Source organism: Enterobacter cloacae complex sp. S3, assembly GCF_014930495.1.
In the GTDB taxonomy this organism is placed as follows: Bacteria; Pseudomonadota; Gammaproteobacteria; order Enterobacterales; family Enterobacteriaceae; genus Enterobacter; species Enterobacter asburiae_B.
Window position 1 is genome coordinate 91,373 of record NZ_JADBRD010000045.1, and the last position, 10,348, is coordinate 101,720.

Below are 10,348 nucleotides of genomic sequence, written 5' to 3' on the forward strand. Positions count from 1 at the left end.
GCTGGTAATAGACTGAAGTGCGGCGCAATTTTCTTTGCGCTACATTAATGCGGTTGCATTTAGGGGTACGATTTTGCAATGAATCGTGCATACTGTGCGCTTTTTGTGGGCCAAGGGACCGGGAACACATTTGTTATTTAAACGAAAAGACTAGTCTATGAGCACTGATAATAAGCAATCATTACCCGCAATAACGCTTGCGGCGATCGGGGTTGTCTACGGTGATATCGGCACCAGCCCGCTTTATACGCTTCGTGAATGTCTGTCCGGCCAGTTTGGTTTTGGTGTTGAACGCGATGCCGTGTTTGGCTTCCTGTCCCTCATTTTCTGGCTGCTGATCCTGGTGGTTTCCGTTAAATATCTCTCCTTCGTTATGCGTGCTGATAACGCAGGTGAAGGTGGGATCCTGACCCTGATGTCTCTTGCCGGGCGTAATACCTCGGCCAGGATGACCTCTGTGCTGGTCATTATCGGCCTGATTGGCGGCAGTTTCTTCTACGGGGAAGTGGTGATAACGCCGGCTATCTCGGTGCTGTCGGCGATTGAGGGGCTGGAGATTATCGCTCCGCAGCTCGATTCATGGGTGGTTCCGCTGGCCATTATTGTCCTGACGCTGCTATTCATGATCCAGAAGCACGGTACAGGGCTGGTGGGCAAACTGTTCGCGCCGATTATGCTGGCCTGGTTCCTGATCCTGGCGGCGCTTGGCTTGCGCAGCATTATTGCGAACCCTGAAGTGCTGCATGCGCTGAACCCTTACTGGGCGGTGCATTTCTTCCTCGAATACAAAGTGGTTTCCTTCGTGGCGCTGGGGGCCGTCGTGCTCTCCATCACCGGTGTGGAAGCGCTGTATGCTGACATGGGCCACTTCGGGAAACTGCCTATCCGCGTGGCATGGTTTATTGTGGTGCTGCCGTCGCTGGTGCTGAACTATTTTGGTCAGGGCGCGCTGTTGCTTAAAAACCCGGAAGCGATCAAGAACCCGTTCTTCCTGCTGGCGCCTGACTGGGCGCTGGTGCCGATGCTTATCCTGGCGACGCTGGCGACCGTCATTGCCTCCCAGGCGGTGATTTCCGGCGTGTTTTCTCTGACGCGCCAGGCCGTGCGTCTGGGGTATCTGTCACCGATGCGCATCATCCATACCTCAGAGATGGAGTCGGGCCAGATCTACATCCCGTTCGTTAACTGGCTCCTCTATTTCGCTGTTGTTATTGTTATCGTCAGCTTCGAGCACTCCAGTAACCTGGCGGCGGCGTACGGTATTGCGGTAACCGGTACGATGGTGCTGACATCGCTTCTCTCCACCACGGTGGCGTACCGAAACTGGCACTGGAATAAATTCCTCGTGGCGATGATTCTGGTGGGCTTCCTGTGTATCGACGTACCGCTGTTCTCAGCGAACCTCGATAAAATTGTCTCCGGTGGCTGGCTGCCGCTGACGCTGGGTCTGGTGATGTTCATCGTCATGACCACATGGAAAAGCGAGCGTTTCCGCCTGCTGCGCCGCATGCACGAGCACGGGAACTCTCTTGAGGCGATGATCGCTTCTCTGGAGAAATCCCCGCCGGTCCGCGTGCCGGGTACTGCGGTATATATGTCTCGCGCGCTGAACGTCATTCCGTTCGCGCTTATGCATAACCTCAAGCACAACAAAGTGCTGCACGAGCGCGTGATCCTGCTGACGCTGCGCACCGAAGATGCGCCGTATGTTCACAACGTGCGTCGCGTGCAGATCGAGCAGCTGTCGCCGACCTTCTGGCGCGTGGTGGCAAGCTACGGCTGGCGCGAAACGCCAAACGTGGAAGAGGTGTTCCACCGCTGCGGCCTGGAAGGGCTGAGCTGCCGGATGATGGAGACGTCGTTCTTTATGTCGCACGAGTCGCTAATCATCGGCAAGCGCCCGTGGTATCTGCGCCTGCGCGGCAAGCTGTACCTCATCCTGCAGCGTAACGCCCTGCGCGCGCCTGACCAGTTTGAGATCCCGCCTAACCGCGTGATTGAGCTGGGGACGCAGGTCGAGATCTAATCCCTTCTGAAAATGCCGGGTGGCGCTTCGCTTACCCGGCCTACCAAACCCCTCGCCAACCCACAATAATTGTCTCTGCATTTCACTTAGCGAAACGTTTCGACGTCGATCACAAATCTGTTACGTCATGATGGTTTTCTGAACATTCTTGAGATTAAACTGATGTCAGCGAAACGTTTCGCTAGTGGAGCAAGAAAATGAAGAAAGGCACGGTACTCAACTCAGAAATCTCATCGGTTATTTCCCGTCTTGGGCATACCGATACGCTGGTGGTTTGCGATGCAGGCTTACCGGTTCCGCGCAGCACAACCCGTATCGATATGGCGTTAACGCAGGGTGTACCCTCGTTTATGCAGGTACTGGAAGTTGTGACGGCGGAGATGCAGGTTGAGGCGGCCATTCTCGCGGCGGAAATCAAACAACATAATCCGCAACTCCACGAAACGTTGCTCAGCCATATTGAGCAACTGCAACAACACCAGGGAAACACCATAGAAATTCGTTACACGACGCACGAACAGTTCAAACAACAAACCGCAGACAGTCAGGCGGTGATTCGCAGCGGGGAGTGTTCCCCGTATGCGAATATCATTCTCTGTGCTGGCGTCACATTCTGAGGCCATCATGGACGCATTACTGCAACTCAAAGGGATCGATAAGTCGTTCCCGGGCGTAAAAGCCCTCTCCGGCGCGGCGCTAAACGTCTACCCCGGGCGCGTGATGGCGCTGGTGGGCGAAAACGGTGCCGGCAAATCCACCATGATGAAAGTGCTGACCGGTATCTACCAACGCGATGCCGGTTCACTCGTCTGGCTGGGTAAAGAGACCACCTTCAATGGCCCAAAATCCTCTCAGGAAGCGGGTATCGGTATTATTCACCAGGAGCTGAACCTCATTCCTCAGCTCACCATTGCGGAAAACATCTTCCTCGGCCGCGAGTTTGTTAACCGGTTCGGCAAAATCGACTGGAAAACCATGTACGCCGAAGCGGACAAGCTGCTGGCGAAGCTGAACCTGCGCTTTAAGAGCGACCGACTGGTAGGCGATCTGTCCATTGGCGATCAGCAGATGGTGGAAATCGCGAAGGTGCTGAGCTTTGAGTCGAAGGTCATCATTATGGATGAACCGACCGACGCCCTGACCGATACCGAAACCGAATCCCTGTTCCGCGTGATCCGCGAGCTGAAGTCGCAGGGGCGCGGGATTGTCTATATCTCTCACCGCATGAAAGAGATCTTCGAAATCTGCGATGACGTTACCGTCTTCCGCGACGGGCAGTTTATTGCCGAGCGCGAAGTCGCCACGCTGACCGAAGATACCCTCATCGAAATGATGGTGGGACGCAAGCTCGAAGATCAGTATCCGCATCTGGAGAAAGCGCCGGGTGAGATCCGCCTGAAGGTGGACAACCTCTGCGGTCCGGGTGTGAACGACGTGACCTTTACCCTGCGCCAGGGCGAGATCCTGGGCGTGGCGGGCCTGATGGGTGCCGGACGTACCGAGCTGATGAAAGTGTTGTACGGCGCACTGCCGCGCACCAGCGGTTATGTCACCCTCGACGGTCATGAAGTGGTCACCCGTTCTCCGCAGGATGGTCTGGCGAACGGCATCGTTTATATCTCCGAAGACCGCAAACGCGACGGCCTGGTGCTGGGGATGTCGGTTAAAGAGAACATGTCCCTGACCGCGCTGCGCTATTTCAGCCATAGCGGCGGTAGCCTGAAGCATAAAGATGAGCAGCAGGCGGTCAGCGATTTTATCCGTCTCTTTAACGTCAAAACCCCGTCGATGGAGCAGGCGATTGGCCTGTTGTCCGGCGGTAATCAGCAGAAAGTGGCGATTGCGCGCGGGCTGATGACGCGCCCGAAAGTGCTGATCCTCGACGAGCCAACCCGCGGCGTAGACGTGGGCGCGAAGAAAGAGATCTACCAACTGATTAACCAGTTCAAGGCCGACGGTCTGAGCATCATTCTGGTCTCTTCCGAGATGCCAGAAGTATTAGGCATGAGCGATCGCATTATCGTCATGCATGAAGGGCATCTCGGCGGTGAATTCACTCGCGAGCAGGCCACCCAGGAAGTTCTGATGGCTGCCGCTGTGGGCAAGCTTAATCGCGTGAATCAGGAGTAAGAAGATGACTACCCAGGCTGTTTCTGGTCGCCGCTATTTCACAAAGGCATGGCTGATGGAACAAAAATCGCTGATTGCCCTGCTGGTGCTGATCGCGATTGTATCGACCATGAGCCCGAACTTTTTCACCGTTAATAACCTGTTCAACATTCTGCAGCAGACGTCTGTGAACGCCATTATGGCGGTCGGCATGACGCTGGTGATTTTGACCTCAGGTATCGATCTGTCCGTCGGTTCCCTGCTGGCGCTCACCGGCGCGATCGCCGCTTCGATTGTCGGCATTGAAGTCAACGCGCTGGTTGCCGTGGCCGCTGCCCTGGCGGCAGGCGCGGCGATTGGCGCCGTAACAGGCGTGATTGTGGCAAAAGGCCGCGTTCAGGCGTTTATCGCCACGCTGGTGATGATGCTGCTGCTGCGCGGTGTGACCATGGTATACACCAACGGTAGCCCGGTTAATACCGGCTTTACCGATAACGCGGATCTGTTTGGCTGGTTCGGTATCGGTCGCCCGCTGGGTGTTCCGACCCCGGTCTGGATCATGGCTATCGTCTTCCTGGCGGCGTGGTACATGCTGCACCACACCCGTCTGGGCCGTTATATTTACGCGCTGGGCGGTAACGAAGCGGCAACGCGCCTGTCCGGTATCAGCGTTAATAAAGTCAAAATTATCGTTTACTCCCTGTGCGGTCTGCTGGCATCGCTGGCAGGTATCATCGAAGTGGCGCGCCTCTCTTCTGCGCAGCCGACGGCGGGTACGGGGTATGAGCTGGATGCTATCGCAGCAGTGGTTCTGGGCGGTACGAGTCTTGCGGGCGGTAAAGGTCGCATTGTTGGGACATTGATCGGCGCACTGATTCTCGGTTTCCTGAATAATGGTTTGAATTTGTTAGGTGTTTCCTCCTATTACCAGATGATCGTTAAGGCAGTGGTAATTTTGCTGGCGGTACTGGTAGACAACAAAAAACAGTAACTGACGACACTACAGGACATCTTAGATATGAACATGAAAAAACTGGCTACCCTGGTTTCTGCTGTCGCGCTGAGCGCAACCGTAAGTGCTAACGCCATGGCGAAAGATACCATCGCGCTGGTTGTCTCTACTCTGAACAACCCGTTCTTCGTCTCCCTGAAGGACGGTGCGCAGAAAGAAGCGGACAAACTGGGCTACAACCTGGTGGTGCTGGATTCACAGAACAACCCGGCGAAAGAGCTGGCTAACGTTCAGGACTTAACCGTTCGTGGTACCAAAATTCTGCTGATCAACCCAACCGATTCTGACGCCGTCGGTAACGCCGTTAAAATGGCAAACCAGGCGAAAATTCCGGTGATCACTCTGGACCGCCAGGCAACGAAAGGCGAAGTTGTTAGCCACATTGCGTCTGATAACGTGCTGGGCGGCAAAATCGCGGGTGATTACATCGCGAAGAAAGCCGGCGAAGGCGCGAAAGTTATCGAACTGCAGGGGATTGCCGGTACGTCCGCAGCCCGCGAGCGTGGTGAAGGCTTCCAGCAGGCTGTGGCTGCACACAAATTCAACGTGCTGGCCAGCCAGCCGGCAGACTTCGACCGTACTAAAGGTCTGAACGTTATGCAGAACCTGCTGACCGCACACCCTGACGTGCAGGCCGTGTTCGCGCAGAACGACGAAATGGCGCTCGGCGCGCTGCGTGCCCTGCAGACCGCAGGTAAATCTGATGTGATGGTTGTCGGATTTGACGGTACGCCGGATGGTGAAAAAGCAGTAAACGATGGCAAACTGGCTGCGACCATCGCTCAGCTGCCTGAGCAGATTGGCGCCACTGGCGTTGAAACTGCCGACAAAGTGCTGAAGGGCGAAAAAGTTCAGGCTAAATACCCAGTTGACCTGAAGCTGGTCATCAAGCAGTAAAAGGCGAATCAGGCAGTCGCTGGCTGCCTGAGGGACACCAATAAAGAAAAGTGTGGCATACGCCACCGGGTAACACCGGTGGCGCTCTCAGATGGACAACCCAACCATGAAAACCGCAGGCAACCTCGTCGTCCTTGGCAGTATCAATGCCGATCACATTCTTAACCTTGAATCGTTCCCTGCACCGGGCGAAACCGTCACGGGTAACCAGTATCAGGTGGCATTTGGCGGTAAAGGTGCCAACCAGGCCGTCGCCGCCGGTCGCAGCGGGGCGAATATTGCGTTTATCGCCTGCACGGGTGATGACGATACCGGTGAGCGCGTACGCAAACAGCTGGCGAGCGACAACATTGATGTCGCACCGGTCAGCGTGGTTGCAGGGGAATCGACCGGCGTGGCGCTGATTTTCGTCAACGCTGAAGGTGAGAATGTCATCGGTATTCATGCGGGTGCTAACGCTGCGCTGACGACGGAGCGCGTAGAAGCGCAACGTGCCATCATCGCCGGAGCGGAAGCCCTGCTCATGCAACTGGAGTCACCGGTTGAAAGCGTGCTGGCTGCCGCGAAAATTGCGCATGAAAATCATACCACTGTCGTACTTAACCCGGCCCCGGCCCGTGTATTATCAGACGAGCTGCTGGCGCTGGTGGACATCATTACGCCGAACGAAACCGAAGCCGAAAAGCTGACGGGCATTCGCGTAGAAAATGATGACGATGCCGCGCGAGCCGCGCGTGCGCTGCATGATAAGGGCATCGGTACCGTGATTATCACCCTTGGTAGCCGTGGGGTGTGGGCAAGCGTTAATGGCGAAGGCCGTCGCGTGCCGGGCTTTAAGGTCAAAGCGATTGATACCATCGCAGCGGGAGATACCTTCAACGGTGCACTGGTCACCGCGCTGCTGGAAGGCAAGAGAATGGATGACGCTATTCGCTTCGCACACGCTGCTGCCGCGATTGCGGTGACGCGCAAAGGCGCCCAGCCTTCCGTTCCGTGGCGTAAAGAGATCGATGAATTCTTAAGTCAGCAGGGGTAACGCTTGGCCACAATGAAAGATGTCGCCCGCATGGCGGGCGTTTCTACCTCGACGGTCTCCCACGTTATAAACAACGATCGCTTCGTCAGCGAGGCGATTCGGGAGAAAGTTGAAGCTGCGGTAAAAGAACTCAACTATGCGCCGTCTGCGCTGGCGCGCAGCCTTAAGCTCAACCAGACGCGCACCATCGGTATGCTGATCACCGCGAGTACCAACCCCTTTTATTCAGAACTGGTTCGCGGCGTGGAGCGCAGCTGCTTCGAGCGTGGCTACAGCCTGGTGCTGTGCAATACCGAGGGGGACGAGCAGCGCATGAATCGTAACCTGGAAACGCTGATGCAAAAACGCGTCGACGGACTATTGCTGCTCTGCACCGAAACGCACCAGCCCTCGAAAGAGATCATCCAGCGTTATCCTTCTATCCCAACGGTGATGATGGACTGGGCGCCGTTCGACGGAACCAGCGATCTCATTCAGGATAACTCCCTGCTGGGCGGCGATATGGCGACTCAGTACCTGATTGATAAAGGACACACTCGCATTGCCTGTATTACGGGGCCGCTGGATAAAACTCCGGCGCGTTTGCGTCTGGAAGGGTATATCTCCGCCATGGAACGAGCTGGCCTTGCCATTCCTGATGGATACCGGATCACCGGCGACTTTGAATTTAACGGCGGCTTCGAGGCGATGCAGAAACTGCTGGCGCAAAAGCCGCGTCCGCAGGCGGTCTTTATTGGTAACGACGCGATGGCGTTTGGTGCCTATCAGGCGTTGTATCAGGCGGGGCTACGCGTGCCGGACGATATGGCGGTGATTGGCTATGACGATATCGAGCTGGCCAGCTACATGACGCCGCCGCTGACCACTATTCATCAGCCGAAGGATGAACTGGGCGAGCTGGCCATCGATGTGTTGATCCATCGTATGGCGCAGCCCACGCTGCAACAGCAACGGCTGCAGCTTACTCCTGTTCTGATGGAACGCGGTTCGGTTTAGCTTTCTCTTTGTGACGCTCTTTAATCAGGTTTCGGCCGTCTTTTGGTTTTAACAGCATAAAGACCAGCGCCGATACCACGGTAAGTGCGCCCATGGTGATAAAGGTATAGTGGAACTGCTCAACGGTATTCGCGCTGTCAAAACCCTCATAAAACCTCAGCACCGCTGCACTCACGGCAACCCCTAAACTGATCGACAGCTGTTGCGTTACCGCCAGCACGCTGTTGCCGCTACTGGCGTTCTCGTCAGTCAGGTCGGCGAGGGTGATGGTGTTCATCGACGTGAACTGCGTCGACATCGCCATGCCCAACACAAACAGCGGCAGGATCAGCATCCAGACGGGTAACGCGGCGGATTGCAGCGAGAACTGCGCAATCATCAGACCGATAAAGACCGTCACGCCGACCAGCGTCTTACGATAGCCAAACCAGCGCAGCACCTGTGTAACGGTTGATTTTGCCAGAATCGAGCCCATTGCCGTGGGCGCCATCATGCAGCCAGCAATCAGGGCCGGGTAGCCGAAACCCACCTGCAGCATCAATGGCATCAGGAACGGTACGCAACCCGTCCCCAGACGAGACGCAATGTTCCCCGCAATCCCTACGGAAAACGTTCGGGTGTTAAAGAGCCCCAGGGAGATTAACGGCGTCGGGTGACGACGCGCGTGACGTATATAAAGAAGGAATAACAGAATACCGCCGAGGATAACGGAGAGCGCTAACCACGTCGCGACGATCTTCTCGCCAAACAGCTCCATCCCGCTGGAGAATAACACCAGGCTCAGGCCAAACAGGAAAAAGCCGCCCATATCGAAGCTGCGCCTTGGCGTGGTGAAGTTCGGCATATATTTGCGGGCATACAGCAGCCCCGCAACGCCAATTGGAATATTAATCAGGAAGATCCAGTGCCAGCTTGCCCAGGTGACAAACACGCCACCGAGTACCGGGCCAAGAATCGGGCCGACCAGGCCCGGCATGGTGACGAAGTTGAGTACGGGAAGCAGTTCGCTCCTGGGGTAGGCTCGCAGCAAGGCAAGGCGCGCCACCGGCATCATCATCGCGCCGCCAATGCCCTGCAATACGCGGAAGATAACCAGCTCCGTTAAGGATGAGGAGAGCGCACAGGCCAGCGATCCAAGCGTAAAGAGCGTGACGGCCAGCATGAAAACTCTGCGGGTGCCAAAGCGGTCGGCCAGCCAGCCGCTGACCGGAATTAACATTGCGACCGTCAGGGTGTAGCTGATGATGGCGGACTGCATCGCCAGCGGGGAGCGGTTAAGGCTTTGCGCTATAGCGGGAAGCGCTGTGTTGAGGATGGTGGCATCCAGTGCCTGCATAAAAAACGCCATGGCTGCAATCCACGGCAATCCGGCCATGCTGCGCGCTTTTTTCGTTGTCATTTATTTACCTGCTGGTGGGTTGGCGCGGCCAGCAATGCCTGGCACGCACTCAGGGCTCGCTGCCCGTCGCTTTCCTGGATGGCATCAACTATCGCCTGGTGCAAATCCAGTTTTACCACTTCGTTTTGTGTAATAGAGGTAAAGTAGGTGTGATACACCGAATGAAATAAAGAGGCAAAAGAGGTGAGGAACGGATTGGCGCTCATCATATAGATGTGTTCATGCCAGGCCATATCGACCTCAACCCAGCGTTCGCGGTTGAAGTGTTTTTTCAGGAACACCATCTCTTCCATCAGCGCGTTAAGCTGCGCTTTCTGCTCCGCTGTTCCCAGCGTGGCGGCAAGTAGACATGCCTGAGGTTCAAGGCTGCTGCGCATCACCAGAAAGTGATCGACGACCTGATGAAAGTTATCTTCCGTCATCCACCAGGAGAGCAGCTCCTGATCGAGAAAATTCCAGTTACTCTGTGGCATCACGCGTGTGCCAATGCGAGGGCGTGGAAGCACCATACCTTTTGCTGTTAGGGTTTTCACCGCTTCGCGCACGGCGGTACGGCTCACCCCAAACTGCTCACCCAGCTCCATTTCACCCGGCAGGATGCTACCCGGGGGATATTTACCCGCTAAAATCCGCTGAGCCAGCTTTTCTGCCAGCACGTACGACAGGTTTTTTTGGGCGGCCAGCTGTTGTGCGCTTAATGGCATCGCTTTTATTCCTTAAAGATTCATGCTGATAATTATGCCACCTCGAATGTGATTGTGGTTGCAGATACATCAAATAGAACAATTTGTAGCTTGATTTCACCTCTGTTGGTGAAAAAAAACGCGGATGGAAACTTTTTTTAAATTTCCTCTTGTCACGTCGGAATAACTC

The 10,348-nt window shown here is 55.6% G+C and carries 9 protein-coding genes; 7 read left to right on the forward strand and 2 right to left on the reverse strand.

What is annotated here, in order from left to right; all coding sequences use genetic code 11:
• Positions 1-157: 157 nt before the first annotated feature.
• The 7 genes from kup (at position 158) to rbsR (ending at position 8,076) form a co-directional block, all read left to right on the forward strand.
• The gene (gene kup, locus IM317_RS21255) at positions 158-2,026 is read left to right on the forward strand and encodes a low affinity potassium transporter Kup (protein WP_023309781.1); all 1,869 of its coding nucleotides are present in this window, start codon (positions 158-160) and stop codon (positions 2,024-2,026) included.
• A 197-nt stretch (positions 2,027-2,223) separates the two neighbouring features.
• A complete protein-coding gene (rbsD, locus tag IM317_RS21260) occupies positions 2,224-2,643 on the forward strand; it encodes a D-ribose pyranase (protein WP_003862392.1) in 420 nt (139 codons plus the stop codon).
• A gap of 7 nt (positions 2,644-2,650) precedes the next feature.
• Positions 2,651-4,156, forward strand: coding sequence for a ribose ABC transporter ATP-binding protein RbsA (gene rbsA, locus IM317_RS21265; protein WP_023309779.1), 1,506 nt, complete (start codon positions 2,651-2,653; stop codon positions 4,154-4,156).
• Positions 4,157-4,160: 4 nt separating this feature from the next.
• Entirely contained in the window at positions 4,161-5,126 is a 966-nt protein-coding gene (rbsC, locus tag IM317_RS21270; RefSeq protein WP_006808742.1) for a ribose ABC transporter permease, read from the forward strand.
• Positions 5,127-5,153: 27 nt separating this feature from the next.
• Positions 5,154-6,044: a ribose ABC transporter substrate-binding protein RbsB gene (rbsB, locus tag IM317_RS21275; RefSeq protein WP_010426610.1), complete on the forward strand. Its 891-nt coding sequence runs from the start codon at positions 5,154-5,156 to the stop codon at positions 6,042-6,044.
• A 106-nt stretch (positions 6,045-6,150) separates the two neighbouring features.
• On the forward strand, positions 6,151-7,080 hold the full coding sequence (gene rbsK, locus IM317_RS21280) for a ribokinase (protein ID WP_033146468.1): 930 nt from the start codon (positions 6,151-6,153) through the stop codon (positions 7,078-7,080).
• Positions 7,081-7,083: 3 nt separating this feature from the next.
• Positions 7,084-8,076, forward strand: a complete 993-nt coding sequence (gene rbsR, locus IM317_RS21285; RefSeq protein ID WP_072196604.1) for a ribose operon transcriptional repressor RbsR — start codon at positions 7,084-7,086, stop codon at positions 8,074-8,076.
• Here rbsR and mdtD read toward each other — a convergent pair.
• Positions 8,042-9,475: a multidrug transporter subunit MdtD gene (gene mdtD, locus IM317_RS21290; protein ID WP_033144368.1), complete on the reverse strand. Its 1,434-nt coding sequence runs from the start codon at positions 9,473-9,475 to the stop codon at positions 8,042-8,044. The two genes, rbsR and mdtD, sit on opposite strands and share 35 nt — an antisense overlap.
• Entirely contained in the window at positions 9,472-10,179 is a 708-nt protein-coding gene (locus IM317_RS21295; protein WP_033144369.1) for a FadR/GntR family transcriptional regulator, read from the reverse strand. The genes mdtD and IM317_RS21295 overlap by 4 nt, the downstream gene beginning before the upstream one ends.
• Positions 10,180-10,348 lie beyond the last annotated feature (169 nt).

What these genes read in the sequence shown, in the direction of transcription:
- rbsA (WP_023309779.1), top strand. Translation starts at nt 2,651, where the DNA reads ATGGACGCATTACTGCAACTCAAAGGGATCGATAAGTCGTTCCCGGGC.
- mdtD (WP_033144368.1), bottom strand. Translation starts at nt 9,475, where the DNA reads ATGACAACGAAAAAAGCGCGCAGCATGGCCGGATTGCCGTGGATTGCA.
- rbsK (WP_033146468.1), top strand. Translation starts at nt 6,151, where the DNA reads ATGAAAACCGCAGGCAACCTCGTCGTCCTTGGCAGTATCAATGCCGAT.
- IM317_RS21295 (WP_033144369.1), bottom strand. Translation starts at nt 10,179, where the DNA reads ATGCCATTAAGCGCACAACAGCTGGCCGCCCAAAAAAACCTGTCGTAC.
- rbsD (WP_003862392.1), top strand. Translation starts at nt 2,224, where the DNA reads ATGAAGAAAGGCACGGTACTCAACTCAGAAATCTCATCGGTTATTTCC.
- rbsB (WP_010426610.1), top strand. Translation starts at nt 5,154, where the DNA reads ATGAACATGAAAAAACTGGCTACCCTGGTTTCTGCTGTCGCGCTGAGC.
- kup (WP_023309781.1), top strand. Translation starts at nt 158, where the DNA reads ATGAGCACTGATAATAAGCAATCATTACCCGCAATAACGCTTGCGGCG.
- rbsC (WP_006808742.1), top strand. Translation starts at nt 4,161, where the DNA reads ATGACTACCCAGGCTGTTTCTGGTCGCCGCTATTTCACAAAGGCATGG.